The organism is Ruegeria sp. EL01 (genome assembly GCF_900313035.1).
Taxonomy (GTDB): domain Bacteria; phylum Pseudomonadota; class Alphaproteobacteria; order Rhodobacterales; family Rhodobacteraceae; genus Ruegeria.
The window spans coordinates 40,710-65,243 of record NZ_OMPS01000016.1 but is presented as its reverse complement, the minus strand read 5'-3'; the positions used below and the strand labels follow the sequence as shown (position 1 = coordinate 65,243).

Annotated in this window: 27 protein-coding genes; 9 read left to right on the top strand and 18 right to left on the bottom strand. The window is 56.5% G+C overall.

Going from position 1 to position 24,534, the window contains the following annotated elements; genetic code table 11:
- Positions 1 to 4: 4 nt before the first annotated feature.
- The 6 genes from D9K61_RS08600 to D9K61_RS08570 all read right to left on the bottom strand — a co-directional run bounded on the left by D9K61_RS08600 (position 5) and on the right by D9K61_RS08570 (position 4,500).
- On the bottom strand, positions 5 to 223 hold the full coding sequence (locus D9K61_RS08600; protein ID WP_120632831.1) for a hypothetical protein: 219 nt from the start codon (positions 221 to 223) through the stop codon (positions 5 to 7).
- Positions 216 to 1,379: a phage portal protein gene (locus tag D9K61_RS08595; protein WP_120632830.1), complete on the bottom strand. Its 1,164-nt coding sequence runs from the start codon at positions 1,377 to 1,379 to the stop codon at positions 216 to 218. The genes D9K61_RS08600 and D9K61_RS08595 overlap by 8 nt, the downstream gene beginning before the upstream one ends.
- Positions 1,380 to 1,500: 121 nt before the next feature.
- Positions 1,501 to 1,860, bottom strand: a complete 360-nt coding sequence (locus tag D9K61_RS08590) for a hypothetical protein (RefSeq protein WP_120632925.1) — start codon at positions 1,858 to 1,860, stop codon at positions 1,501 to 1,503.
- Positions 1,861 to 1,907: 47 nt separating this feature from the next.
- Complete coding sequence (locus D9K61_RS08585; protein WP_216825774.1) at positions 1,908 to 2,198, bottom strand: hypothetical protein; 291 nt, start codon at positions 2,196 to 2,198, stop codon at positions 1,908 to 1,910.
- A gap of 85 nt (positions 2,199 to 2,283) precedes the next feature.
- Positions 2,284 to 3,654, bottom strand: a complete 1,371-nt coding sequence (locus D9K61_RS08580; protein ID WP_174235086.1) for a DNA-packaging protein — start codon at positions 3,652 to 3,654, stop codon at positions 2,284 to 2,286.
- 468 nt (positions 3,655 to 4,122) lie between these two features.
- The gene (locus tag D9K61_RS08570) at positions 4,123 to 4,500 is read right to left on the bottom strand and encodes a VOC family protein (RefSeq protein WP_120632829.1); all 378 of its coding nucleotides are present in this window, start codon (positions 4,498 to 4,500) and stop codon (positions 4,123 to 4,125) included.
- Positions 4,501 to 4,540: 40 nt separating this feature from the next.
- Between D9K61_RS08570 and D9K61_RS08565 the strand changes: the two genes are divergently transcribed.
- Both D9K61_RS08565 and D9K61_RS08560 read left to right on the top strand, forming a co-directional pair.
- Positions 4,541 to 5,077, top strand: coding sequence for a winged helix-turn-helix transcriptional regulator (locus D9K61_RS08565; protein ID WP_120632828.1), 537 nt, complete (start codon positions 4,541 to 4,543; stop codon positions 5,075 to 5,077).
- A 325-nt stretch (positions 5,078 to 5,402) separates the two neighbouring features.
- Complete coding sequence (locus tag D9K61_RS08560) at positions 5,403 to 6,665, top strand: DEAD/DEAH box helicase (RefSeq protein ID WP_120632921.1); 1,263 nt, start codon at positions 5,403 to 5,405, stop codon at positions 6,663 to 6,665.
- A 92-nt stretch (positions 6,666 to 6,757) separates the two neighbouring features.
- Here the strand turns inward: D9K61_RS08560 and mltG are convergent, their stop codons facing one another.
- The 7 genes from mltG to fabD form a co-directional block, all read right to left on the bottom strand.
- A complete protein-coding gene (mltG, locus tag D9K61_RS08555; protein ID WP_120632827.1) occupies positions 6,758 to 7,918 on the bottom strand; it encodes an endolytic transglycosylase MltG in 1,161 nt (386 codons plus the stop codon).
- Positions 7,919 to 9,184: a beta-ketoacyl-ACP synthase II gene (gene fabF, locus D9K61_RS08550; RefSeq protein ID WP_120632826.1), complete on the bottom strand. Its 1,266-nt coding sequence runs from the start codon at positions 9,182 to 9,184 to the stop codon at positions 7,919 to 7,921. It abuts the gene before it with no gap.
- Between the two features lie 207 nt (positions 9,185 to 9,391).
- Positions 9,392 to 10,135 (bottom strand): HisA/HisF-related TIM barrel protein, encoded by a 744-nt coding sequence (locus tag D9K61_RS08540; protein ID WP_120632824.1) that lies wholly within the window; start codon positions 10,133 to 10,135, stop codon positions 9,392 to 9,394.
- A gap of 122 nt (positions 10,136 to 10,257) precedes the next feature.
- Entirely contained in the window at positions 10,258 to 10,797 is a 540-nt protein-coding gene (locus D9K61_RS08535) for a GNAT family N-acetyltransferase (RefSeq protein ID WP_120632823.1), read from the bottom strand.
- Positions 10,798 to 10,935: 138 nt separating this feature from the next.
- Positions 10,936 to 11,169, bottom strand: coding sequence for an acyl carrier protein (locus D9K61_RS08530; protein WP_008756330.1), 234 nt, complete (start codon positions 11,167 to 11,169; stop codon positions 10,936 to 10,938).
- A gap of 210 nt (positions 11,170 to 11,379) precedes the next feature.
- Entirely contained in the window at positions 11,380 to 12,117 is a 738-nt protein-coding gene (gene fabG, locus D9K61_RS08525; RefSeq protein ID WP_120632822.1) for a 3-oxoacyl-[acyl-carrier-protein] reductase, read from the bottom strand.
- Positions 12,118 to 12,159: 42 nt separating this feature from the next.
- Positions 12,160 to 13,098, bottom strand: a complete 939-nt coding sequence (fabD, locus tag D9K61_RS08520) for an ACP S-malonyltransferase (RefSeq protein ID WP_120632920.1) — start codon at positions 13,096 to 13,098, stop codon at positions 12,160 to 12,162.
- 175 nt (positions 13,099 to 13,273) lie between these two features.
- Between fabD and D9K61_RS08515 the strand changes: the two genes are divergently transcribed.
- Positions 13,274 to 14,500: a cytochrome b/b6 domain-containing protein gene (locus D9K61_RS08515; protein WP_120632919.1), complete on the top strand. Its 1,227-nt coding sequence runs from the start codon at positions 13,274 to 13,276 to the stop codon at positions 14,498 to 14,500.
- A 65-nt stretch (positions 14,501 to 14,565) separates the two neighbouring features.
- Here D9K61_RS08515 and D9K61_RS08510 read toward each other — a convergent pair whose 3' ends face one another.
- Complete coding sequence (locus D9K61_RS08510; protein ID WP_120632821.1) at positions 14,566 to 15,138, bottom strand: YceI family protein; 573 nt, start codon at positions 15,136 to 15,138, stop codon at positions 14,566 to 14,568.
- A 125-nt stretch (positions 15,139 to 15,263) separates the two neighbouring features.
- On the bottom strand, positions 15,264 to 15,782 hold the full coding sequence (locus tag D9K61_RS08505; protein WP_120632820.1) for a hypothetical protein: 519 nt from the start codon (positions 15,780 to 15,782) through the stop codon (positions 15,264 to 15,266).
- 285 nt (positions 15,783 to 16,067) lie between these two features.
- On the opposite strand from D9K61_RS08505, the gene rpsF reads away from it, so the two are divergent.
- The 6 genes from rpsF to D9K61_RS08475 all read left to right on the top strand — a co-directional run bounded on the left by rpsF (position 16,068) and on the right by D9K61_RS08475 (position 19,853).
- Entirely contained in the window at positions 16,068 to 16,421 is a 354-nt protein-coding gene (rpsF, locus tag D9K61_RS08500; RefSeq protein WP_120632819.1) for a 30S ribosomal protein S6, read from the top strand.
- Positions 16,422 to 16,449: 28 nt separating this feature from the next.
- A complete protein-coding gene (gene rpsR, locus D9K61_RS08495; RefSeq protein ID WP_058310770.1) occupies positions 16,450 to 16,677 on the top strand; it encodes a 30S ribosomal protein S18 in 228 nt (75 codons plus the stop codon).
- A 12-nt stretch (positions 16,678 to 16,689) separates the two neighbouring features.
- Positions 16,690 to 17,310, top strand: coding sequence for a 50S ribosomal protein L9 (rplI, locus tag D9K61_RS08490; protein WP_120632818.1), 621 nt, complete (start codon positions 16,690 to 16,692; stop codon positions 17,308 to 17,310).
- Positions 17,311 to 17,464: 154 nt separating this feature from the next.
- Positions 17,465 to 17,950 carry a transglycosylase SLT domain-containing protein gene (locus D9K61_RS08485; protein ID WP_254055725.1) on the top strand — a complete coding sequence of 162 codons (486 nt, stop codon included), beginning with the start codon at positions 17,465 to 17,467 and terminating at the stop codon, positions 17,948 to 17,950.
- A gap of 238 nt (positions 17,951 to 18,188) precedes the next feature.
- Entirely contained in the window at positions 18,189 to 18,890 is a 702-nt protein-coding gene (locus tag D9K61_RS08480) for an autoinducer binding domain-containing protein (protein WP_120632817.1), read from the top strand.
- A gap of 108 nt (positions 18,891 to 18,998) precedes the next feature.
- Positions 18,999 to 19,853, top strand: a complete 855-nt coding sequence (locus D9K61_RS08475; RefSeq protein WP_120632816.1) for an acyl-homoserine-lactone synthase — start codon at positions 18,999 to 19,001, stop codon at positions 19,851 to 19,853.
- Positions 19,854 to 19,949: 96 nt separating this feature from the next.
- On the opposite strand, the gene tig is transcribed toward D9K61_RS08475, so the two are convergent.
- The 3 genes from tig to D9K61_RS08460 form a co-directional block, all read right to left on the bottom strand.
- Complete coding sequence (tig, locus tag D9K61_RS08470; RefSeq protein ID WP_120632815.1) at positions 19,950 to 21,281, bottom strand: trigger factor; 1,332 nt, start codon at positions 21,279 to 21,281, stop codon at positions 19,950 to 19,952.
- Positions 21,282 to 21,463: 182 nt separating this feature from the next.
- Positions 21,464 to 22,588 carry a porin gene (locus D9K61_RS08465; protein ID WP_120632814.1) on the bottom strand — a complete coding sequence of 375 codons (1,125 nt, stop codon included), beginning with the start codon at positions 22,586 to 22,588 and terminating at the stop codon, positions 21,464 to 21,466.
- Between the two features lie 298 nt (positions 22,589 to 22,886).
- The gene (locus tag D9K61_RS08460) at positions 22,887 to 24,449 is read right to left on the bottom strand and encodes an NAD(P)H-hydrate dehydratase (protein WP_120632813.1); all 1,563 of its coding nucleotides are present in this window, start codon (positions 24,447 to 24,449) and stop codon (positions 22,887 to 22,889) included.
- Between the last annotated feature and the right edge of the window lie 85 nt (positions 24,450 to 24,534).

The following is a 24,534-nucleotide window of genomic DNA, read 5'->3' as shown; positions in this document are numbered from 1 at the left end:
GAATTCATGGTACTGCTACCAAGATTGACTGGAACGCCTGCGCCAGGATCACCGCAGCGACGCCGTAAACCGCCAGCCACAACCGCTTCTCCAGCCGCTCCATCATCTCTTCGATCTGATCCAGCCGCCGGCACAGATGGGCATGCTGGATCTCGGCCACCCGCTCATGCGCGGCAAGACGCAGGCCAGGCGCACAGTCAAATGGCGGATACCCCTCACTCATCAACACGCTCCGGCAGCCCCAACAACGCACGTTTCTCTGCATCCGTCAGAAATTCCGCGCGACTGACCCGCGTCCACTGCGCGTCACGCTCAGCCGCCAATGCAGGCACCTGATCCAGATCGGGCTTCAGCATCAGCTCCTCACCGGCAAAGCTCGCCAGCCATTCCGACACCGCCGCCGCCACCCGCGTCACCAGGGGCAGAACGGTCAGGCGATAAAACGCCCGGTTGGCCTCCTGATAGTTCGAATAAGTCGCGTCGCCCTGAATCCCCAGCAGCATCGGCGGGACCCCAAAGGCCAGCGCGATCTCGCGGGCGGCGGCTTCCTTGGTCTTCTGAAACTCCATGTCAGAGGGCGAGAATCCCATCGGCTTCCAATCCAGCCCCCCTTCCAGAACCATCGGACGACCAGCATTGCGCGCACCACGATAGTTCTGCTCGATCTCATCACTCAGGCGGCGGAACTGATCCTCGGCCATTACCCCATGGCCATCGCCGCCCTTCCACACCAGCGCCCCCGAAGGCCGCGCCGCATTGTCCAGCAGCGATTTCGACCACCGCGACGCACTGTTATGCACATCAATCGCCATCGCCGCCGCTTGCAACGGCGAAAACCCATAGTGGTCATCCTGCGGGTGGAACGACTTGATATGACAGATGGCCTCCGCCGCAAACCGGTGCGTCTTGCCCCCCGCCGTATAATCATAAGCCTTGGGCCAGCCATCCGCCCCCGGCACCACGCTCATCCGGTCCGAGCGTAAAACATGCAGCTCAACCGGCAGCCCTTCGTCAGCCTGAACCGCCTCAACATACGCATCACCCGACAGCAACAACTGCCCGAACAAAGTCTCCATCAACTCCGCCCGCCCCTGCGCCGCATTCGGACGCCGCATCAGGGACAGGATCGGATGCACATCATACCGCTGCGCTTGATCCTGCAGCACCAAAGGCAATGCCGCTGCTGCTTCGGCAATCAGCTTGACGGATCGAAACCCCACCGGGTTCCCCGAAAATCCCGTCCGCGTCAGCGAGACCGTGTCCCGAGGGCTCCACGCCACGCGCCCACCCGTCTGCCACGCCACCACCGGCCCCGTCGCGCTCGCCTTAGCCTCGGGTGCTGTCTCAGCCGAACCACGACGCAAGAAATCGAATACCATCTGTGCTCCTTTCTGCCGCCGCTCTGCCCGGCTTGTTGAAAGGAGTTATGACGGAAAGAAGTTTAGGGCTTAGGAACAGGGAGTACGGGGGTTGGGCAACGGGTTCAGATGAACTCTGAACTCAATCTCCATCAACATTGAGCGGGCTCGGGTCAAACCAAATGTCTTCGTACGAACCATTGGTCAGAAAACGCCAACCTGGAGGCAGTAAAAGGTACTTCAGGCTTAGCTTGCAAAACTCTTGTAGATGACCCACATGAAGGGGTCTGAAAAAGTCGGCTGCGTCAGAAAGTTCTTCTCCTCCCCACAGATACCAACCAGTTGTACCAGAGGTATAGGGATGCCTAAGTCCATTGAGTGGTAGCACTCCATCCATTGCGGATTGCGATATTCCCACCTTGTCGCCTAGAAATACTTCGCAAACGTCAGCATTGAATTCATTGCAGACTTCTTTTTGGAGTTCTCGCAATTCTGAAGTCATGGTGAAATGCCTATCGAAAACATGCGCTGATGAAATGTGCCTCTCCATCAAATACGAACTTGATGTATCTCACCAGCGTCATCGGCTTCCCATTTCTGAGCGAAGGATAATACGTCTTCGAGTGCCTCGTCAGGATGAGACGTAGTACACAAGAAGCGGTCCGCATCGCTTCCGTCTCCGATGACAATATCGTCGATCAAATCTTCAAGCCCCGAACAATCAGTGCCAAAGATCGCTAACAAGGAGGCTTTTTCTTTCAGACAGCGCTCGACAAATTGCTCAAGCTGAAGACCATCTGAGATCGGGCTATGCAGAATGTATTTAGGGCGTCGCTTCATACTGCGACTCTTAGTTAGTTCGCACGGGTGAGCAACCCGTTAAAATTACAATTTGCCAGATATTTAACTTACTCCAATTTAATACTTACAACGCCCTCACCCTAGGCCGCCGATACGCCCCCGCAGGCCCCACAACCAACTCATGCAGCGCCCAAACCAGCGCATCAACCCGGTCGGGTGAGCCCTGCCCCTCGAACCCGCGCGCGGTCATCTGGCACATCTGCTCCTCCAGCGCGCTCAACCCGGCGACATGCGCCACCCGCCCTTGTTCGTACAAGGCTGCCACAGGCTCGGCCCGCGCCACCTTCCCGCGTGAGGCCCGCACCGCGCGATAAGGCACCAAAGGGTCCACCTGCCGCACGACCTCTTCCACCAGTTGCCCGCCCTGATTGACCTCGGCCACCAGCCGTTCACCCCCGAACTCATCCATCGCGTCAATCGCCGCCTGCGCCCAGCCCGCCGGGCCAACCCCCTGCACCGTCCGGTCAGCCAATACGAAAGCCCGCCACGCCTCCGGCGGACCCTGCAATTGCGCGCCCACGACCACGATCCCGCAGGCATCTGCATTTGACCCCGCTGTCATCGCCGGGTCCAGCGCAACCACGATGCGGTCCAGTTCGGGCACCTGCGCACAGCGCGCCGCCTCCAGCATCGAGCCGGTCCACAGCGCCCCCTCGGCATCCGACAGCAACACCCCGTCCAGCTCTTGCCGTCCCAGCCGCGTGCCCGCATACCGCGCGCGCACCTCTGCCAAGAATGAATCCGCCAGATTGGCCCGGTTCGCCTCGGTCGGCGCATGGGATTGCACGGTGGACGGAGACGCCAGTAACTCCTTCAATACCTTCACATTGCGCGGTGTCGTGGTCACACAGACCCGGGGTCGCTCGCCCAACCGCAAGGCAAATTGCAACATGTCCCAGGTCTCGCCCGCTTTTTTCCATTTAGCCAGTTCATCCACCCAGGCCGCATCGAATTGCGGCCCGCGTAACCCTTCCGGGTCATGCGCCGAAAACGCCTGCGCCTCGGCCCCGTTGGGCCAGACCAGCTTGCGCTCGGATGCCTTCCACGTGGGCCGCCGATCCGGCGGCGAGCACTGCAAAATCCCGCTGTCTCCAAAAATCATCACATCGCGCACCTGATCAAAGGTCTCGCCGATCAAAGCGACGCGACACGCCTGACCCTTGTCCAACGGCAATGATCCTTCGACCATCGACCGCACCCATTCAGCCCCGGCCCGCGTCTTGCCCGCACCGCGCCCGCCCATGATCACCCAGGACCGCCAGTCGCCTTCGGGCGGCAGTTGATGCGGCAACGCCCAAAACTCGAACAGAAAAGGGAGGGCGCACAGCCCTCCCTCCCCAATTTCACTCAGAAATCTATCTCGCGTCGCAGCAGGCGCGGAGGCGAGCCAGCCTGCACCCGATCTCAGATCTTGCCCGTTCAAGGTCAAGCGCATAGCTCCCTTGTGCAATTCCGACTTGCCTGTGATGTTGTTCGACAAAGCTTGTCTCCACTTTCTGACAACTGCGGATCAGCCCCTCTAGCTGCCCGAGTCGCTTGCCTGTACCAGCAAGATCTGCATCCTCCCCGGTTCCGATCTGCCTACGCAGTTCTTCCGCTGCTTGGCGCAGACCGCGAATGGATGCCTCCAGTGACTGCAAAAGTTCTGCCGTCTGGGACATCCGCTCTTCCGGGGTAATCAAAGTCATGTTTGCTTGTGACCTCATGCGTGAGTGTTTCCGCACGAGAGAAACGAAAAACGGCCACCGGGTCGCCCCGGGGCCGTTGCTCATTTCTTCTAGCATGACACAATCTATAGGAGATTAAGTACGCAAAGTCAATACTTTACGCAACACAGGCGCAACAGGGACCGAACGGCGATGGTTAACAAATTGCTATTAGATCGCGAAACGTCCAACCCGTCTCAACCACTGATCGTCAGATCCTGCGCCAACATCAATGCGTTCATGTCTGGGTCATAAAAGCTGGCTGTACTCACCATTCCTTCGATCGTGTCAGTTTCACCGTCGAACTTAACACCGACCGCCTCTAATGCGCCGCGCGCCGTTGCGATGTCGGCGACTTCAAACACAGGAACGCTATTGCCCGGAGAAGGCTCCGACTGTTCGCCCAGCCCTAGCGTCACACCTTCAACATTGGTGCGCAATTCACTCCACCCTGCTTCATCAATGTGATGGACCAGTTCAAATCCAAGTTTGTCTTTGTACCAATCTGCGCTGGCATGCCGATCCCGAACGGACATCGCCAGCGTGATCGTATTTTTCAATGAAACAACCGGCATCGAACTTTCCTTTTTGCTAAAAATAATGTAACTATACTTTATGGACATAAATGCTCTTGTCAAGCTGACCTCTCGTGCGTGGTCCCTGAACATTCTGGACCTGCTGCACGCAGGAACTCCCGGTCGGCAGGCGCCGCTTCTGGCTGCCACCAGCGCAAGCAGAACGGCCTTCGCGTCGAGCCTCTCTCATCTTGTTCAGCTTGGCTTGATCGAAAGGAACCCGGGTCACGGTCACCCGCTGCGGCCTGAATTCCGTTTGACCTCGATCGGGGCTAGCGCCGCTGAAATAGCCAGCAGCATCGTAAAGACCGTTCCCGACGGAACGGAGTTCGGACTGCTTCGCAAATCATGGACAGTGCCGATACTGGCGCTGACCGGCTCCCCACATCGTTTTTCAGCGATCAAGTCGGATCTATCACCGATCACAGACCGAGCTTTGTCTTCTTCTCTGCATCAGTTGGAGGCACAAGACTGGATCCGGCGGGATATTGTAACCTCAGGTCGGATGCCGTTTCCGATCTACAAAGCTGTGAACACGGGTGGTGCAATCAATCGGGCTGTTGGCCTAACTCTATGAGACAAAACCCCTACCTTCTTGTATGTGCCATTTGCAGCGCAGGAACGTGGCACACAGAAGCCTGCGCTTGACATTTCCGGGCCGAACCCTCATCTGCCCCGTAACACAGCGCTGACGCGTGAGCATCGGCGGGCCGTAACCGGCCCCACAGCGCCCAACCTATTTCCAGTTCCCATTCACGCAGGGTTCTTGACGCGACGGCCAGATGCCGCAGGAACCGCCTGCACGTCCCGAGGTCTCGCACAACCCCTGCCGGTCACGCGCATTGCGTGGCCAGTACTGACTCGTCCGCAGGCCAATCTTGCGGATTTCAAAGGAATATTTTTTGTTCGACTTCGACATGCTGGGCCTTGCGCCCGCCCTGAATGACGCGCTGAAAAGCGCCAAACTGACACAGCCCACACCGATCCAAAACAAGGCCATTCCATTGGCGCTTGAGGGTCACGATATCCTAGGCCTCGCCCAGACCGGCACCGGCAAAACACTTGCCTTCGGCCTGCCGCTAATCGACCACCTGCTGGCGCAACCCGGCAAGCCCGCGCCCAAAATGGCCAAATCACTGATCCTCGCACCCACCCGCGAACTGGTTAACCAGATCGCCGACAGCCTGCGCGGCCTGTGCAAGAACACCAAATTGCGAGTCGCCACAGTCGTTGGCGGCCAGTCGATTAACAAACAGATCATGTTCCTGTCGCGCGGCACCGACATCCTTGTCGCCACGCCGGGCCGCCTGATCGACTTGATGGATCGCCGCGCGGTCGACTTGAGTTCAGTCAAACACCTGGTGCTGGACGAGGCCGACCAAATGCTCGACATGGGGTTCATCCACGCCCTGCGCCGCATCGCGCCCGAACTCGGCACACCGCGCCAGACCATGCTGTTTTCGGCCACCATGCCGAAACAGATGGAAGAGCTCAGCCGTGCCTACCTGAACAACCCACACCGGGTTCAGGTTTCGCCTCCGGGCAAAGCCGCCGACAAGATCACTCAATCGATCCACTTCGTCAGCAAACCGGGAAAACCGCACAAACTGCGCGAGATTCTGTCAAAGGACATGGACGCCCTGACGCTGGTTTTTTCGCGCACAAAGCACGGTGCTGAAAAACTGATGAAGGGACTTGTCGCCGACGGCTTCAACGCCGCCTCAATCCATGGCAACAAAAGCCAGGGGCAACGCGACCGCGCCATCAAGGCCTTCCGCGCAGGCGAGATCAACGTTCTCGTCGCCACCGATGTCGCCGCTCGCGGGATCGACATCCCCGGCGTGGCTTATGTGATCAACTATGACCTGCCAGAGGTGCCCGACAACTATGTCCACCGCATCGGTCGGACCGCCCGCGCAGGGCGCGAGGGCGAAGCGATTGCCTTCTGTTCGGCTGAAGAGGTCGATCTGCTGCGTCAAATCCAGAAACTGATGAAAATCGAGATTCCGGTGGCCAGTGGCACAATGCCCGAAGCTGTTGAGGTAAAGAAACCGGCGCGGAACCAAAACAACCGCCGTCGTAACTTCAAACCACAAGCCGCCAACGGAAACCCAAAGCCTGCCCATGCAAAACGCCGCCGCCCAAAACGTCGGCCCGCGGCATAAGCAGCACTCTACTTTTGGCCTCTCTGCTCGCGCCGGCGATATGCTGGCGCGAGCATACGAACTGAGACAGCCGGCAGATCTGACCGGCTGCTCTAATTTCCGGAACTTTGTTGTTCGGCTTCGATTTCGCGCCATTTAGCAACGTTGAGGTTGTGCTCCTGCAACGTTTCCGCAAAGGCGTGACCACCCGTTCCATCCGCAACAAAGAATACGAAATTGGTCTGTTCGGGTGCGACGGCAGCCTCAAGGCTCGCCTGACCAGGATTGGCAATTGGCGTCGGCGGCAAACCATCGATAACATAAGTATTCCAGGGCGTTGCGCGACGCAGCTCACTTCGACGCAAGCCGCGACCCAGCGAACCCTGACCTTTGGTCACGCCATAGATCACGGTTGGATCTGTTTGCAGCTTCATTCCCTGATTCAAGCGGTTCACGAAGACGCTCGCAACCTGACCCCGCTCGTCAGGGACACCTGTTTCTTTCTCGATGATCGAGGCCAGGATCAACATCTCTTCTGGGCTTTCCAAAGGCAAGCCGTCTTGCCTGCTCTCCCAGGCAGCATTGATCCGTCGCTGCTGTTTGCCCTGCATCGCTTGCAGCACTTCAGCGCGATCTTGGCCAGACGCCACATCGTAACTGTCGGGGGCCAACATGCCTTCGGCCGGAATCTCAGATATCTCTCCGGTCAATGCGTCAAATGACTTCAACGCTTCGACCACCTGCCACGAGGTCACGCCTTCCGCCAAAGAAATACGGTAACGCGTATCAGCCTCTTCCCGCTTTTCAGTGTACGCTGCCGGAAATTCTTCCTCAGACGCATCAAACGATGCGACGTCCTCAAAATCCAGGGTGGCCGGATTCAACTCGCGGACCCGGATCTGGGCACGCGTGACACCGATGCGATACTCAATTTCGGACCCGCATGTGCTGGCGCCACTACTCGTGATCTCAGCGATGATCTGTTGCATCGACGCGCCTTCGCGCACCAAGAAACTGCCAGCTTTCAGTTGCTGTGATCTATCCGCATAGTCTGCCGCCATGCGAAAGATCGTGGCGTTGCTAATTGCGCCCTGATCTTCCAATTCGCGGCTGACATTTGTCATATTCGAACCGCTTCTGACCTGCAGGCAGATCGCGGTTTCAAGCGGGCCCTCTTCTTTATATTGCGTTTGACCCCAAAGGATCAGCCCGCCCGCCAGAAACAGGCCGACTACCAAAACGGTCAGCATATTAGAAGCAAGAGCCCGCCACATTTATCCGACCTTTCCGAAGATCACGCTGGCATTCGTACCACCGAACCCGAACGAATTTGACAGCGCCACATCGATCTTACGTTCGCGCTTTGCGTTAGGCGCCAGATCAAGTGCAGTCTCGACCGCCGGATTGTCCAGATTGATCGTTGGCGGCGCAACCTGGTCGCGGATGGCGAGGATCGAGAAGATTGCCTCGATCGCGCCTGCAGCTCCCAATAGATGCCCCGTGGCAGATTTGGTCGACGACATTGTCGCCTCATTGGCGTGATCTCCCAGCAAGCGCTCTACTGCGCCCAATTCGATCGTATCCGCCATGGTCGAAGTACCATGCGCGTTGATGTAATCCAGATCAGTCGGCTCCAACCCGGCGCTGCGCAGTGCCGCTCTCATAGAACGCTCGGCACCATCACCGTCTTCACTTGGGGCCGTGATGTGATACGCATCGCCGGACATGCCATAACCCAACACCTCGGCATAGATTTTTGCGCCGCGGGCCTTGGCGTGTTCGTAGTCCTCAAGAACCACGATGCCTGACCCTTCGCCCATGACAAACCCATCACGGTCTATGTCATAAGGGCGACTGGCCGCTTTGGGATCGTCAGCGTATTTCGTCGAAAGTGCTTTGCACGCGTTGAACCCGGCGATACCGATCTCACAGATGCAGCCTTCACCACCACCTGCAATCATCACATCAGCATCGCCTGCCCGAATGATACGGCTCGCGTCGCCAATGGCATGCGCGCCCGTCGAACAGGCGGTGACGACTGAATGGTTCGGTCCCTTGAACCCGTGACGGATCGACACCTGACCTGAGGCCAGGTTGATCAACGCACCCGGGATAAAGAATGGGGACACACGGCGTGGGCCCTTGTCGCGGATCAGGTTCGCGGTGTTTGCAATCGATCCTAGCCCGCCAATACCTGAACCGATCAGAACGCCCGTGCGCAGGCGATCTTCTTCCCCCTCGGGCAACCAATCCGCGTCCTTACAAGCCATTTCAGCAGCGGCGATGGAATAGAGAATAAAATCCTCGATTTTGCGCTGCTCTTTCGGTGGCATCCAGTCATCCGGATTGAACGTGCCGTTTGTGCCATCGCCACGAGGGACTTCGCAGGCATAGGTCGTGGTGACCCCGCTTGCCTCGGCATCGAACTGCGTGATTGGTCCCGCGCCGGATTCTCCGTCCAGCAGCCGCGACCAGGTTTCCTCGACCCCACTGGCCAAAGGAGTGACCAATCCAAGACCGGTTACAACGACTCTGCGCATGAAGTGCCTCTTGCCTGCTTCCTGTTATGAGAACCGCTCATACCCCGGCCCGGGGTCCGGGGGCAAGAGCAACGGCATGTTCCGCACCGGCATCCTGTCGCCGATGATGGCGCACAAAATGGTTAATGCCGGTCTGCTCATGCCGATAGAACGAAAAAACCGCCTCTCCGTGAAACGGGAGAGGCGGATCACTGACCCGTTCAGGTGTTACTGAAACTGTGCCACTGGCTCATGTGCAGCTGTAGCAACTTCCAGCGCTTCGGACAGGTCAACGGCTTTGCGGAACAAGGACCGTCCCACCAAAGCACCTGCAATATTCGGGATATAGGCCAGCCTCGAAATATCGTCGACCGTGCGCACCACACCGCTGGCGATCACAGGTGTGCGAGAATGCTGTGCCAGACCCGAGATCAAGCCCAGCTGCGCCTCGATGTCTTCCATATCGCTATCGATATCGGTGACCAGAATGGCCGCAAACGGGGTGTCCGCGAACGCATCAATGAAAGCCTCGGGCGAAAACGCGCTTTGGCTGCGCCACCCTTCGGTCATGACGAAACCCCGCCAGACATCCACGGCCAGCACGATCTGATCCGGGTACAGCTTTGCGAGTTCTTTGACCAGGTTCGGATCCCAGGCTGCAAGCGTGCCAATAACGACCCGCCCGGCTCCCTTGTCGATCCAATGCTCCACCTGTTCGCGGGTGCGCATGCCACCAGCCAGTTGCACGGGCATTTCCGATGTGCGGATGATCTCTTCGACCAACTCGACATTGGTGTCTCGGCCTTCAATCGCATCGAAATCCGTTAGGTGCATCCATTCGGCCCCGGCCGCAGACCAGCTGCGCGCCGTTTCGGTTGGATTCACATGCCAGATCATCGCCTGTTCCAGACGACCTTTGTCCAGCGTGACACACCGGCCGTTCTGCAGTTCCATCGTGGGGTAAATCCTCATGAGCTTGTTCCTCCGCTCAATCGCTCTGAAAATCCAGCATACCATACACGTGTAAGATCATCCCGATTCTACAAGATCGGCACAGTTTGGACATTTTGCGGCATGTCAGAGGAACGGCGAAATTACGCCCGGGCCGGTGGTCCGTTCCGTCGCAATAGAAGCACGGCCGTATTTTTGTACTCCGCTTCACGCAACAGCACATATCCCAGCTTTTTGGCAAGCTTTTGCGATGCCCCGTTGGTGGCGTCGACCATCGCAACCAAAGGCCCAGGCATAATCCGGTCGAACCAGTCATGCGCAGCCTGTGCTGCCTCATACCCTAAACCCTGGCCTTGCACCTCGGGTGCCAGGACCCATCCGGCTTCGGGGAACCCATCGAAATCCTCGCCCATGCCGCGGTTGCCGTAAAAGAAACCGGCCTGCCCGATCAGCTTGCGATTCGATTGCTGCAGAACACCCCATTGTCCGAATCCCGCCATCTGCCAATGGCCGGCATTTCGCAAAAAGGAATCCCAGGCTTCTCCCCGCGATCGTGGCAACCCGCCGATATGGCGCACCACACAAGGGTCGCGCCAAATCTCGGCGAACCTGTCGAAATCTTCTGGCCGCATCGCGCATAGCGTCAAGCGGGCCGTGTTTATCATCGGGGTGGATCTTATCATGCCCGGCCCGCCTGGAATTATGCCTCAGGGGAAACAGTGCAAAGCGACAAAGCAATGCGCAAGCATGAATTCAAAGCAGACACAAAAAAACGGCGCTCCCGTTGCCCGGAAACGCCGTTTTCTTTGACTTCGAAACGCTTAGGACGCTTCGCTGATGAATTTGACGGCGTCGCCAAAGGTCTGGATGGTCTCAGCGGCGTCATCGGGAATCTCGATGCCGAACTCTTCTTCGAAGGCCATAACCAGCTCTACGGTGTCCAGGCTGTCTGCGCCCAGATCGTCGATGAAGGAAGCATTTTCAGCTACTTTGTCTTCTTCAACACCCAAGTGCTCAACAACGATCTTTTTAACGCGATCTGCGACGTCGCTCATGTCTATTCCTCATTCTATTTCAGGGCGGTTAGCCCGGTTCTGCCCTTGCCCGCTCGGGGTGGCGTTGGTTTGCCCATTCCGGGCGGTTAGGGTCCCGGCTTTCCGGGAAAGTAGAAGGCCGACCTTGACGACCGACCCCTGCATAGATGCGCCGCCTATAGCACAGTCGACGCAAGAGGCAAACGCTTTCGCACTTGCCCCCTACTGCGCTCACAACATGGCCATACCGCCATTCACATGCAAGGTGCTTCCGGTAACATAAGCCGCTTCGGGACTGGCCAGGTACACGACGGCAGCTGCGATTTCGAGAGGCTCGCCCATACGTCCGGCGGGCACCTGCTGTAGCAGGCCCGCTTTTTGTTCTTCTGTCAGCTTTTCGGTCATCGCAGTGGTGATAAAGCCCGGGGATACTGCGTTCACAGTAATGCCCCGTGTGGCCACTTCATGCGCCAGTGCTTTTGAAAAGCCGACCATTCCGGCCTTGGACGCTGCATAGTTGGCCTGACCCGGATTGCCAATCGCCCCCACAACGGACGAGATATTCACAATCCGACCCCAGCGCGATTTCATCATCCCGCGAATTACGCCTTTGCACAGTTTCATTGTGGCCGTCATGTTCACGTCAATGACGCTCTGCCATTCGTCGTCTGACATACGCATGAACAGGTTGTCCCGCGTGATACCGGCGTTGTTTACAAGAATGTCGACAGATCCCATGGCCTCGATCGCTTGCTTTGGCAAAGCCGCAACCGCCTCAGAGTCACTCAGGTTGCAGGGCAGAACATGGGCGCGTTCACCTAGCTCATCCGCCAAAGCCTGCAGAGGTTCAACGCGCGTGCCGGACAACCCGACAGTCGCGCCTGCATCATGCAGGGCACGCGCGATGTTGCCTCCAATCCCGCCCGACGCACCGGTGATCAGCGCGTTTTTACCTGTCAAATCAAACATTCGGTTTCCCTCTTGGTTCGTCCTTTGCGACGAGTTTTGAGCTTACGATTCGGCCGCGATGGCCTTTTGGATGTCTTCCGGAGTGCCAACGGCCTTACCCGCGATGGCACGGTCAATTTTGCGGATCATGCCTGATAGCGCTTTTCCGGCACCGATTTCCCATGTTTCGGTCACGCCTTGGGCCGCCATAAACTGCACGCTTTCGCGCCAACGAACCGACCCTGTGACCTGCTCGACCAGCAATTGCCGGATCAGGTCCGGGTCACTGATCGCTTCGGCACGCACATTTGCAATCAGCGGCACCGCGGGCGCCTTGATTTCAACGCTGGCCAAAGCTTCGGCCATCACATCTGCGGCAGGCTGCATCAGCGCACAATGGAAAGGCGCGCTCACCGGCAGCATCACAGCGCGTTTTGCGCCCTTTTCCTTGGCAATCTCAGCGGCGCGTTCAACAGCGGCTTTGGATCCAGAAACCACAACTTGCGTCGGATCATTGTCATTGGCCGCCTGACAGACCTCGCCCTGCGCCGCTTCACCCGCAACGGCCCGAACGGCCTCCAGGTCCAGCCCCAGAATGGCTGCCATGGCACCCTCTCCAACCGGCACCGCACTTTGCATCGCCTGACCACGCGTGCGCAGCAGCCGCGCTGTGTCAGCGACGGTCAACGCTCCAGCGGCCGCCAGTGCCGAGTATTCGCCCAGTGAATGACCGGCCACAAAGGATGCCTTGGAAACCAAAACACCCTCAGCCTCCAACGCGCGCATCGCGGCCATCGAAGTGGCCATCAGCGCAGGTTGTGCGTTTTGGGTTAGCGTCAGCTCGGCAATATCGCCTTCCCAGATCAGGTTACTCAACTTTTCACCCAGCGCTTCGTCCACCTCATCGAACACAGCCTGAGCGGCGGGATATACCTCAGCCAAAGCTTTGCCCATTCCGATGGTTTGGGCGCCCTGCCCTGGAAAAACGAACGCAAGTGTCATTGCAACCTCATGGATGACGTTAGGTTGCGGCGGGGTGTAAACTGACATGGGTCGCGGCACAAGCATTGCGTTTGACCTGCATTTTGGCACTCTGGCTGTGCATTCCCTCGGGCTTGTGCCTCGACTGGTTGGCATTAGGGTAGGCTCAGCCAACCAACCCCGGAGCAGTCAAACAATGTCCTCGACCAATACGTTCTCCAGCTACGGCAGCGTAACCAAAGCCTTCCATTGGCTTACGGCATTATTGATCTTCACCGCCATTCCCCTTGGCTGGATCGCCGACAACTTGGCGCACGCCATTTATGATCCGACGATTCCCACAACCGAAGCAGACATTGCAGTGGCTTCTCGGTTGTTTTCACTGCACAAAACGGTTGGTGTCACGGTGTTCTTTGTCGCTCTTGCCAGAATAGTGTGGGCGATTACGCAAACCAAACCAGGTCTTTTGAACGCAGAAAACAAACCCGAGGCTTTCGCCGCTGAGACCGTACATTGGATGCTGTACGCGTCATTGGTTCTCGTGCCGCTGACTGGCTGGATCCACCACGCCGCTGCCGAAGGTTTTGCGCCAATCTTGTGGCCTTTCGGACAAAACCTGCCCCTTGTTCCCAAATCCCCATACTTGGCCGAGATAACGGCAGGCCTGCACTGGTTGTTCATTTGGGTCCTGGTCGGCTCCTTGGCGCTACATATTATGGGCGCACTCAAACACCACATCGTGGATAAGGATAGCACATTGCGCCGGATGCTGCCTGGCCAGCCCGACGCACCGGAACCACCCAAGCAGAGTCACTCCATTGCCCCAGCCATTGCCGCTTTGACCGTTTGGTTGGCAGTTCTGGCAGGCGGTTGGAGCATCGGTATCTTCTCAGATCACGTGGCCGCAGGCACCGAAACCGCAGAATTGGAAGAGGTGCAATCAGACTGGCGGGTCCAGAACGGCACCCTTTCGATCTCCATCACACAGTTGGGCAGTCCCGTGACTGGCGCGTTTTCCGACTGGACCGCCGCCATCACATTTGACGATCCATCTGATCCCGGGCTCGCGGGCTCAGTCGAGGTGACGGTAGCCATCGGATCGCTTAAACTGGGCACAGTCACGGATCAGGCGATGGGTGCGGATTTTTTCGATAGCGGCCAATTTCCAACCGCGCAATTTACCGCCGGCTTGTTCAAGACTGATACCGGCTACGAAGCGCGCGGCCCTCTGACCATCCGCGACAAAACACTCGACGTAGTGTTGCCCTTCGCCCTTGATCTGCAGGACAACAGCGCGACAATGCTCGGAGAACTCGAACTCAACCGTCTGGATTTCGACATCGGTGCCCAGATGCCGGCAGAGGATTCGCTTGCCTTCGCCGTGAATGTCACGGTCGAGCTGACAGCAACCCGGGGCGAATAATTCCAAACATGAAAGAACCGCCGGGGCCAAGGCACCGGCGGTTTTTTTGTCTCAGTAGCGCAAGATTACTCGGCTTTTTGCGCCTCAACCGAGATCTGGATCTGCACATCGTCGCTGACAAAGGGGGCGAACTGTCCCAGATCAAACTCACTGCGGGTAACGGTGGTGGTGGCATTGAAACCAGCCCACGGCTTGTTGGCCATCGGGTGCTCATCAACTTTGTTGAGCTTGGCGTCCAGAACGACCGATTTCGTCACACCGTTCATGGTCAAATCGCCAGTGATGTTGGCTGTGCCTTCACCGGTTACTTCGATACCCGTCGAAGCGAACGTAATCATGTCACCCTCGGTCGCGCCGAAGAAATCTTCGGTCATGAAATGATCTTCGCGCGGTTTCCAACCGGTGAACATCTCAAGGACCGGCATGGATACGTTCACAGAGGACGCCGTAGGGTCTTCCTGATCAAACATGATCTCGCCCTCAAAGCCCGAGAACATGCCTGTGGTGGTCGAAAAACCAAGGTGGTCATAGCTGAAAACGACTTGGCTGTGGCTGGGGTCCAAAACGTATTTGTCGGCGCTAGCGAATGCCGACGTCGCCGATACGGCCAGTACAGCAGCAAGAAGGGTGGATTTCATGACAATCTCCGCGTTTTTGTGTTTGCAAACCGTTTGGGTTGCTCAAAAACAAAATGTGCCGCCTAAGGGCGGCACACAAGTGTTTTCGATTCACAAAGTCTGTTCCTTTTTGAACAGAATAGAATCTAGGCGAAAATTGTTACGCTCTGGCTAAGTTGTCCCTTCAGCGCTCGGCTGACATCCGCCGATTGCAGCGGCAGTTTCATCAGAAGACTGCCATCGACGTCGTAGAGTTGCACCTCATCATCGTCGAAACGTGCACCGCCCAGCGTGTCATAGCTGCGGCGCAGTACAGTTTGAGGGCGCCCTTCTTCGTTCTTTTGCAGCACCCGAACTTCTTGTCTGATGGGATCGAAGTACGCGTCAGGACGAGGGTCCAGAATTTCGATGGTCAGAAGGCTGACACCGATGATCAGAAACAGCATCGACGCTGCAAGCTTCAGAGGCCAGACATCTGCGCCGACCACCGATCCCGGCATCAACCACATGGAAAATGCTGACAGGATCAGGATTGCCCCGAAAACGCGTGACAGGATCAAGCGAGCTTTCCAGTTTGGCGCAAATGAAATCATCAGGGGCACAGAGTGATCGAAACGCGTGCCAGACGCTTGTTCTTGGAATGTATTAGTGTTCATCGCGGTCATAACACTTCGCCCTATGTAACCATACCATCTCAGGTTTTTGTCCGTCCGGGTCGTGCCCGGTATGCGAAACAACTTTGAGCCGAAAAGCGTCAGGAATTGGGCGGCCTAAAGGAAATTGGGCGGCGTCTCAAAGGCATCTGTGGCGGGGCTTGCTACGGACGTACAAAAGTGTATACGGGGCCATCCTTCGCAGTACTTATGAATCGCGCAGCCTCTCGTGGCAGGGTCGCGAAGGACGAACCGGCCCCGCCTTTGAAATGCGCCTCGATATAAACAGGAGTGAACATGCCACTGTATGAGCATGTAATGATTGCGCGTCAGGACTTGTCCAACACGCAGGCAGAAAGCCTTGTAGAACACTTCGGCACCGTTCTGGCTGACAACGGCGGCAACGTCGTCGACAGCGAGTACTGGGGTGTCAAGACGATGGCCTACAAGATCAACAAAAACCGCAAGGGTCACTATTCCTTCCTGAAGACCGACGCCCCCGCCGGCGCCGTTCAGGAAATGGAGCGCCTGATGCGCCTGCATGATGATGTCATGCGCGTTCTGACCATCAAGGTCGACGAGCATAACGAGGGCCCCTCGGTCCAGATGCAGAAGCGCGATGAGCGCGAAGGTCGCCGCGAGCGCCGTTGATCAACGCCTGAAGAAAGGACACTAAACCATGGCCGCAAAACCATTTTTCCGCCGCCGCAAGGTCTGCCCGTTCTCGGGCGACAACGCGCCGAAGATCGATTACAAAGACACTCGTCTGTTGCAGCGCTACGTTTCTGAGCGTGGCAAGATCGTTCCCTCGCGTATCACCGCCGTTTCGGCAAAAAAGCAGCGTGAACTGGCCCGTGCTATCAAGCGCGCCCGCTTCCTCGCCCTGCTGCCCTACGCCGTGAAGTAAGGAGAGACTGACATGCAAGTTATCCTTCTCGAACGTGTTGCGAAACTGGGTCAGATGGGCGACGTCGTTGACGTCAAGCCTGGCTTTGCCCGCAACTTCCTGCTGCCCCAAGGCAAAGCGCTGAGCGCGTCCGAGGCCAATATTGCCTCGTTCGAAGCCCAGAAAGCGCAGCTTGAGGCCCGCAATCTGGAAACCAAAAAAGAAGCTGAAGCGCTGGCTGAAAAGCTGGACGGTCAGCAGTTCATTGTGATTCGCTCAGCCTCGGATTCCGGCGCTCTGTACGGCTCCGTCACCCCGCGTGATGCAGCCGACGCCGCCACCGAAGCAGGATTCACCGTTGACAAGAAACAGGTCGCCCTGATCGCTCCGATCAAGGATCTGGGTCTGCACACCGTCGCGGTTCGCCTGCACCCCGAAGTTGTCGCCGAAATCAGCATGAACGTTGCCCGTTCGGAAGAAGAAGCCGAACTGCAAGCGTCCGGCAAATCGATTCAGGAACTGGCCGCTGAAGAAGAAGCCGCTGCTGAATTCGAGATCGCTGAACTGTTTGATGATATCGGTTCGGCCGCATCAGAAGACGAAGATCTGGCGCCCGAAGATGCTCCGGCTGAAGAAGACGAAGCTAAAGCCTGATCTGGCTGACTTCTAAAATTTGAGGGTCGCGCAGGTCTTGCGCGGCCTTTTTTTTCGAGTGTTCGGAACAAGCAACATTTGGCCAGATTTCAACCACAAGCTTGCGGTTTGACACTCGATCCATATCATTATCTCGCGCAGCTTGGAGATCAACATGGCAATATTCTCGCGTCGCCACCTTATGGCACTTTTGCTTGTGGCCCCTTTGACCGCCTGTGGCGGTGCAGAAGTATCTCGTGGGGACCCGCAGTCATTTGATCCTCCACTCTACCCAAATGAAACTCCGGAATTGCGCGCCTCGATCAATAAATGGGCCGATCATTACGAGCTGCCGCGTGAATTGATTCACAAACTGGCGATCCGCGAAAGCACACATCGCCCCTGGGCCGTCAATCGCCCGTATTATGGCCTGCTGCAGATATTGCCCGCAACGGCGCGCTCGATGGGTTATTCGGGGAATGCAGAAGGTCTGCTAAATGCGGATACAAACCTGGAATTTGCCGGTAAATACCTGCGCGGCGCATGGCTTTTGTCAGACGGAAATCAGCAACGGGCGATATTCCTATATGCAAAAGGGTTCTACCCCGAGGCTAAGGCCCGAGGTATGCTTGTAGAGACCGGTTTAAGGTCTGCACCGTAGTGTTTATAGGCTGAAAATCACGAGATTTGATAAGCAGCCAAGGCCGGACAGTGATAAAAATGCTCTAATTGCCTGATCCAGTTTGGCAAAATGCATAGACAATTCGTGCATCGTCTTGTCATGTTTTGAAAAGTGTGGTGTTCTAATCGGCGTGAGGTAAATGGGTTCCACTCTAAGGTAATGGCACGCTCGACGACACCATCGGGTTGCTGGATGGGCCGCAGCTGGTAGGCAACATATGGAAATTGTCGATCTAAGCACCCTACCGGATTCAGAAACTCGATACACTGAGTTCCTGCGCCAGATTTGTGAAAAGCATGACATGGACCATGCGGCCTATGCTGGCATGAATCCAACCGCGGGTACCGTGGCTGGGTATGTGACCTATGGGGATGAGTGGAAAGATCACTACCAGTCTCAGGGTCTGATTATGATCGACCCGACCATTCACATGAGCCGTCGCAGCATCGCCCCTGTGGATTGGAGTCGTCTGGACCGCAACCCCGATTTTCAACGTGTTTTCAGGGACGCGCATGATTTCGGCCTTCCAAGCCAAGGTGTCACAATCCCGGTGCGCGGTCCTTACGGTGATATCGGTCTACTCAGCGCCACACGTGATTGCAGCAAAGAAGAATGGCGCAAGCTTTACACGCATGTCATCGGCGATCTTCAGTCCATGGCCGTGCACATTCACGACAACGTCGTCACATCTGACGAATTCACGAGCGCGCTCTATCATCCGACGCTTTCCACCCGTGAAGCCGAGATTTTACAATGGGTCGCCGCTGGCAAGTCGCAACAGGATATCGGCGATATACTGTCGATTTCGCACCGCACTGTAGAGGTTCATCTGCGTTCGAGCAGAGAGAAACTAAGTGCCTTGACGACCCCGCAAGCGGTTGGCCGGGCGATAGCGATTGGCCTGATCACCCCAGGTTAATCATTAAAAGTTCTAAATTCCGCCTAGATACGGGAAAACCCCAATAGAAATACCCCTTCAAAACGGTAACGTCTAGTTTACCGAACAACCACTCGAAGGGGGAAAGAAATGATCATCGTAGTTGATGGGCTGAACAGACACTTGTTTGGCGAGGTTCTTGACGAAATGTTTGAGTTGAGAGCAAGAGTATTTGGCGGACGCCTGGGATGGGACGTCAATATCGAAGATGGTAAAGAGATCGACGAATTCGATCATCTGGACCCGGCATATGTAATCGGACTCGACGACGGGGGGAATGTCGTCGCAGCCGTGCGTGCCCTACAGACCACTGGACCTCACATGTTGTCCGACGTGTTTTCCGCCATTTTGGACGGAGAGGCACCATTGCGCAGTGCAACCGTCTGGGAGTCGACGCGCTTCTGCGTAGATACCCAGCGTCTGAACCGCGGGAAGGACAAGAACTCCGTCGCCTATGCGACATCCGAACTGATGGTTGGATCTCTGGAATATGCCAAGAATGCTGGCATTCAGGACATCATCACCGTGATTGACCCAGTAATGGATCGCGTTCTGAAAAGATCAGACAACGCGCCCTACGACTATGTTGGGAAAAAAGTTCAGATGGGCAAGGTCCCGGCGCTTGCCGCTTTGCTGGATTGCTCTGACGAACGCATCTCACGGGTCAGAAACTTTGCCGACATTCGCCACAATGTCTTCCTGGAAGACGAACAGGCGCTGGAGCTTTTCGAAAGCAGGAAAGATGCGGAGCTTAGCCCAGCCAACCACGACCAAAAACCGCGAACAGACCTTGAGAAGTACTTCGTTGAGCAGATGAGCGCCGCGAAAAACGAAGCTGAAAGACAAGATGTTCTGAAGCTGATCGAGGCGCTGTCTCACACATTCACGCCAGAGCAAAAGACCGCTCTGCTAAAGACCCCCCGTGCTTTTGCTCATGAGGCCTGACCCCCTCACCTCATAGTACAAAGCCACCCATGCGGAGTCGCCTAATTTCAGGCGGCTCCGCTTCTATTTGCGCCCCTCAATGCGGAAGGAAGAGGATTATTCCTCTTCCAGATCCTCAACAGCTTTTTGCAGATCGTCCTTGCTGACCTCTTTGTCGGCCACCTGAGCCAGCTCGAAGACATAGTCGACAACTTTGTCTTCAAAGATCGGCGCACGCAGCTGCTGCTGCATTTGGGCGTTCTGCTGCACGAACTCAAAGAACTGACGTTCCTGACCCGGGTATTGGCGGGCCTGATTCATGATCGCTTGGGTCATCTCGGCGTCGGTCACTTCAACTTCTGCTTTCTGACCCAACTCGGCCAGCAGCAGGCCCAGACGTACACGACGTTCTGCCAGTTTGTTGTGCTCATCTGTCGGCTCGATCGGATCGTGGTCGTGGCCTTCGACCTCAGGGTTTTCCTCGTGCCACAGCTGATGTGCGATCTGCTTGGCTTCAGCCTCGACCAATGACGGTGGCAGATCGAAGGACACTTTGGTGTCCAGCGCGTCCAACAAGGCACGCTTCATGACTGCCCGCGACGCACCTGCGTATTCCGCTTCAAGACGCTCCGAGATTTGCCCCTTCAGACCATCAAGATCCTCAGCGCCAAACTTCTTGGCCAATTCGTCATTCAACTCTGCCGCGACGGGCTCTTTTACTTCTTTGATAGTGCAGGTGAATACCGCATCTTTACCAGCAAGATGCTCGGCCTGATAATCCTCGGGGAAGGATACGTTGACGTCTTTTTCTTCTTCTGCCTTCGCACCAACCAACTGCTCTTCGAAACCGGGGATAAAGCTGTTCGAACCCAGAACCAGTGGGTAATCTTCAGCCGATCCACCCTCGAATTCCTCGCCATCGACCTTACCAACAAAGTCGAACACAATCTGGTCGCCGTCTTTGGCTTTCGAGCCCTTGCGGCGCGCTTTGAAGTCCTGAGCGGTTTCGGCCAGATTGTTCAGCGCTTCTTCAACGGCTGCGTCGTCAGCTTTGACCACCAGTTTTTGCAGCTCAACTGATTTCAGGTCAACTTCGGGGATCTCAGGCAGCGCCTCGTAGGACATCGCGACCTCGACGTCATCGCCCTCTTTCCAGTCCTCATTGGTCATCTTGACTTCGGGCTGCAGTGCTGGACGTTCACCGCTGTCCTCAAAATGCTGGTTCATGGCACCATCGATGGTTTCCTGCATCGCCTCGCCCATAAGACGCTGGCCAAACTGCTTTTTCAGCAGCGCCATCGGCACCTTGCCCTTGCGAAAACCTTTCATCTCGACTTCGGGCTGTGCTTCGGTCAGTTTTTCATTGACCTTATTGTCCAGCTCGGCCGCAGATACGGTGATGTTATAGCCGCGTTTCAGACCTTCGTTCAGCGTCTCGGTAACCTGCATTATCGTAGTCCCCATAGGATTCGGGGCGCGCAAAACGGCGCGCCAGGCAAATTTGACGCCTTCTATTTGCCCAGCCGCCCGCGTGCAAGGGGCAACTGCCCAATCAGCCCTGTTTTATGGGGTGCCAGACGAAAAAACGCCCCGGAACCAACCGGGGCGTTTCCTTGAATTCCAATCAGGGTTCAGAACTTCCAGCGCGCGCCCAAAACCCAAGCCTCGTTATTGTCGAAGGATGTGCCGTTGTTGAAATCATGATTGCGGTACTTCAGATAGGCATCGGTGTTGATGCTGTCGATCCGCTGAACAACCGCAATCCCCCAGGCTTCAGTGCTGGAGCCATCGCTTTCAAAGTCTGACCCATCATAATAGTCGATACCAACCCCGGTTTTGCCCCAGGACACCCAGTCACCTTCGTAGGCGATCTTGCCATACCAGAAGCTTGGATCAGAAACGCCCACTTCTTCTTCATCACGCGTGCCTGCCGCAAAAGTAAAGCTTAGCCCGCTGGGCATCAGTACCGATGCTGACCCGATCGTGTCTTTGCGATCTCCCGAGTTGTCGTCACGCGAGCGAACGGCGTATGCAAGCGATGCGGCGAATTCAATACCACCGGCAAAAGTGGTCTCATAGCCGACGCCAATGTCGTAGTAATCATCGTCATCACTGCTGGACAGAATATTCTGTCCATAGGCTATGCCAGCTGAAAACCCGTTGAAGCTGGGCGTGTCATAGCGAACGCGACCACGGCGCGAGCCGTCAAAGTCACTGCTGGAATCGCCTATTGTAATGTCGCTCAGAACGCCATCTGTCCCGCGATAGAAAAAGCCCGAGTTTTCATCATTAGTAAATGAATACAGCGCCGTTCCGACATAAGATAGATCGGTCTGGGACGCCCCATCCGACACCATGCTGCCCTGGCCCGCCGAAACTTTACCCCAACTGCCTTTCAGGCCGAAATCCACATGCCGCAGATCCGCACGTGTCCATCCGCTGAAATCGGTTCCCAATTGGTTCCACTCGCTCGAGTTCGGTAATCCAAGCGCAGTTTCAAAGCGGAATGTGAACTCATTGCTGCCAAACGGTTGCAACAGGCGCAATCCCACGCGGCTGTTCGAAATATCATTGTCCAGCAAGCGGGTTTCTGTCTGCTGCCCGTCGTCGACCGAGATGATGGCGGGGTTAAGCTGGCCGTATAACAGGACGTAGCCGCCACTATTGTTTTCATATTTTAGTTCAGCCGCAGCGGGGAGTGCTGTGGTAGCGGCCAAAACTGCGGCTATAGACGAGAGTTTTAAATTGAAGGTCATTTCACTCACCTTGAAAGATTCCGGTTTCCGGTACTACTCAGATGATTTCAGATCGCGAGCTTTCCAGTCGTCCCTGATCCGTTCTGAGCGAACATTGTATTTCCGCAACAAAAGAACACGCGAGATTTGAAAAAATAAATTCAGTTGCAGGTACTTATAACATTGTACACGAGTCGGCGCAGAGTTCCGCAAACAAATTTTAGCGCGGTTCGAGATAACTGGCGAACACGCGCTATGCAGTAACGCACATACCGAGGTCGCCTTCTGTTCAAACGGTCGAAGCCCAAGCATTCGTCGCTCAACGCGCTCCAATACCTAACTGCCTGAAAACCTCTGGAAGTTGCTCTGGCAGATCTTCGGCAATCAGGCCCGGACCAAAAAGTCGAGCGCATTCGACATGCAGCCAGGCGGCCGTTTCGGCGGCCTGCATCGGTGCGAACCCGCGCGCCAGCAACCCCGTGATGAACCCTGCCAATACGTCGCCCGACCCCGCCGTCGCCAGCCATGGAGCAGCCCGGTCATAATGTGCAGAATTGACCAAGCATCGCCCGTCCGGTGCGGAAATGACAGTATCCGGGCCTTTGAACAGGACAACGCACCCTGCCCGCGCGGCAGCCTCTCGTGTGGCATCAACCTTGGAATAGGCCGGGCCCTTGGTCGGAACTGCATTCAGCCTCTCTGAGATATCGGGGAACAATCGCGCGAATTCACCGCCGTGCGGTGTCAGCACGCACTTCTCATGCAAAAGGTCGAACAGTGCAGCCGGATCATCAGAAAACGCCGTTAACGCGTCCGCATCCAACACCGTTGACCGCCCAACTGCCAGAGCACCCGGCACCAGATCGCGCGCCCGCTCCAGACCCAATCCCGGACCAAGACAGAGGGCGTTCAGCCGTTCATCCTTCAGGACATCAGACAACACATCAGCCCGGTCGACCCGCTGCAACATGATGGCCGTCACTTGCGCCGCGACCTCCATCGGTGCTGCAGGAGGCACACCGATCGTCACGAGCCCTGCTCCAATCCGCAAAGCCCCCCGTGCCGCCAGCCGCGCCGCGCCGGTTTTGCCTGAACCACCAGATAGGATCAGGGCGTGGCCGTAGGTGTACTTGTGACCCGGCGCATCCTTTGCTGCCGAAGGCCTCTCCTCAGAAACCAATTGAACGAACTGATCTGAATCTTCACGCTTCAGTCCGATCGGCTTAACCCTGATTATTCTGCAATTTGCGGGGCCATCTGCAATCATATGACCGATCTTTTTGCCGTGAAACGTGACCGTCAAATCGGCCGTGATCACATTCCCAAGCACCCTACCACTGTCAGCACACAAACCGCTCGGAATGTCGATTGAAACGACCCGCACGTCGCCTTCTCGCAGCAAGCTTCTCACCTTCTCAGTCGCCAAAAGTGAGGAAACTCCCTGGAACGGGCGCATTAGACCGGTTCCAAACAATCCATCAATAACCAAGTTTATTTCGGGCGAATGCGGCAGGCATTCATCCACAAGTGTAGGCGGGTTGAGCTTTCGAATCTTGACATCGTTCTTGCCCACCCAACGCTCGTAGTTGGTCCGCGCATCCGGCGGCAGACTCTCGGGGTCTCCATACAGAAACACCTCGACCTCCCAGCCCCACTGCTTAAGCAATCGCGCGACGACAAAACCATCGCCACCATTGTTCCCCGGTCCACAAAACACCACTGCCCGCCCCGAGGTTTCTGCAAACTCAGGCCACTCCTCGAAAATCGCCTCTACTACGCCCTGCCCGGCGCGCTCCATCAACTCCAGCCCCGTTACCTGACCGGACTCGATTGCGGCCTGTTCGATTGCCCGCATCTGCACCGCTGTCAGCAATTCCGTCATCCCAAACCCTCATGCGATTCAATTTCGATTACTTTTTGTGCAAACCGACTAAAATTTCACCTACACATTGATTTCAACGCATCCG

Bases quoted from the DNA above. Each gene is read 5' to 3' on its own strand.
- D9K61_RS08585 (WP_216825774.1), bottom strand. From the start codon at position 2,198: ATGAAGCGACGCCCTAAATACATTCTGCATAGCCCGATCTCAGATGGT.
- D9K61_RS08600 (WP_120632831.1), bottom strand. From the start codon at position 223: ATGAGTGAGGGGTATCCGCCATTTGACTGTGCGCCTGGCCTGCGTCTT.
- tig (WP_120632815.1), bottom strand. From the start codon at position 21,281: ATGCAGGTTACCGAGACGCTGAACGAAGGTCTGAAACGCGGCTATAAC.
- D9K61_RS08530 (WP_008756330.1), bottom strand. From the start codon at position 11,169: ATGAGCGACGTCGCAGATCGCGTTAAAAAGATCGTTGTTGAGCACTTG.
- fabD (WP_120632920.1), bottom strand. From the start codon at position 13,098: ATGACACTTGCGTTCGTTTTTCCAGGGCAGGGCGCCCAAACCATCGGA.
- D9K61_RS08475 (WP_120632816.1), top strand. From the start codon at position 18,999: ATGATCATCGTAGTTGATGGGCTGAACAGACACTTGTTTGGCGAGGTT.
- D9K61_RS08485 (WP_254055725.1), top strand. From the start codon at position 17,465: ATGGCAATATTCTCGCGTCGCCACCTTATGGCACTTTTGCTTGTGGCC.
- D9K61_RS08480 (WP_120632817.1), top strand. From the start codon at position 18,189: ATGGAAATTGTCGATCTAAGCACCCTACCGGATTCAGAAACTCGATAC.
- rpsR (WP_058310770.1), top strand. From the start codon at position 16,450: ATGGCCGCAAAACCATTTTTCCGCCGCCGCAAGGTCTGCCCGTTCTCG.
- fabG (WP_120632822.1), bottom strand. From the start codon at position 12,117: ATGTTTGATTTGACAGGTAAAAACGCGCTGATCACCGGTGCGTCGGGC.
- D9K61_RS08535 (WP_120632823.1), bottom strand. From the start codon at position 10,797: ATGATAAGATCCACCCCGATGATAAACACGGCCCGCTTGACGCTATGC.
- mltG (WP_120632827.1), bottom strand. From the start codon at position 7,918: ATGTGGCGGGCTCTTGCTTCTAATATGCTGACCGTTTTGGTAGTCGGC.
- fabF (WP_120632826.1), bottom strand. From the start codon at position 9,184: ATGCGCAGAGTCGTTGTAACCGGTCTTGGATTGGTCACTCCTTTGGCC.
- rpsF (WP_120632819.1), top strand. From the start codon at position 16,068: ATGCCACTGTATGAGCATGTAATGATTGCGCGTCAGGACTTGTCCAAC.
- rplI (WP_120632818.1), top strand. From the start codon at position 16,690: ATGCAAGTTATCCTTCTCGAACGTGTTGCGAAACTGGGTCAGATGGGC.
- D9K61_RS08460 (WP_120632813.1), bottom strand. From the start codon at position 24,449: ATGACGGAATTGCTGACAGCGGTGCAGATGCGGGCAATCGAACAGGCC.
- D9K61_RS08540 (WP_120632824.1), bottom strand. From the start codon at position 10,135: ATGAGGATTTACCCCACGATGGAACTGCAGAACGGCCGGTGTGTCACG.
- D9K61_RS08570 (WP_120632829.1), bottom strand. From the start codon at position 4,500: ATGCCGGTTGTTTCATTGAAAAATACGATCACGCTGGCGATGTCCGTT.
- D9K61_RS08505 (WP_120632820.1), bottom strand. From the start codon at position 15,782: ATGACCGCGATGAACACTAATACATTCCAAGAACAAGCGTCTGGCACG.
- D9K61_RS08595 (WP_120632830.1), bottom strand. From the start codon at position 1,379: ATGGTATTCGATTTCTTGCGTCGTGGTTCGGCTGAGACAGCACCCGAG.
- D9K61_RS08565 (WP_120632828.1), top strand. From the start codon at position 4,541: ATGGACATAAATGCTCTTGTCAAGCTGACCTCTCGTGCGTGGTCCCTG.
- D9K61_RS08580 (WP_174235086.1), bottom strand. From the start codon at position 3,654: ATGCGCTTGACCTTGAACGGGCAAGATCTGAGATCGGGTGCAGGCTGG.
- D9K61_RS08590 (WP_120632925.1), bottom strand. From the start codon at position 1,860: ATGACTTCAGAATTGCGAGAACTCCAAAAAGAAGTCTGCAATGAATTC.
- D9K61_RS08510 (WP_120632821.1), bottom strand. From the start codon at position 15,138: ATGAAATCCACCCTTCTTGCTGCTGTACTGGCCGTATCGGCGACGTCG.
- D9K61_RS08465 (WP_120632814.1), bottom strand. From the start codon at position 22,588: ATGACCTTCAATTTAAAACTCTCGTCTATAGCCGCAGTTTTGGCCGCT.
- D9K61_RS08515 (WP_120632919.1), top strand. From the start codon at position 13,274: ATGTCCTCGACCAATACGTTCTCCAGCTACGGCAGCGTAACCAAAGCC.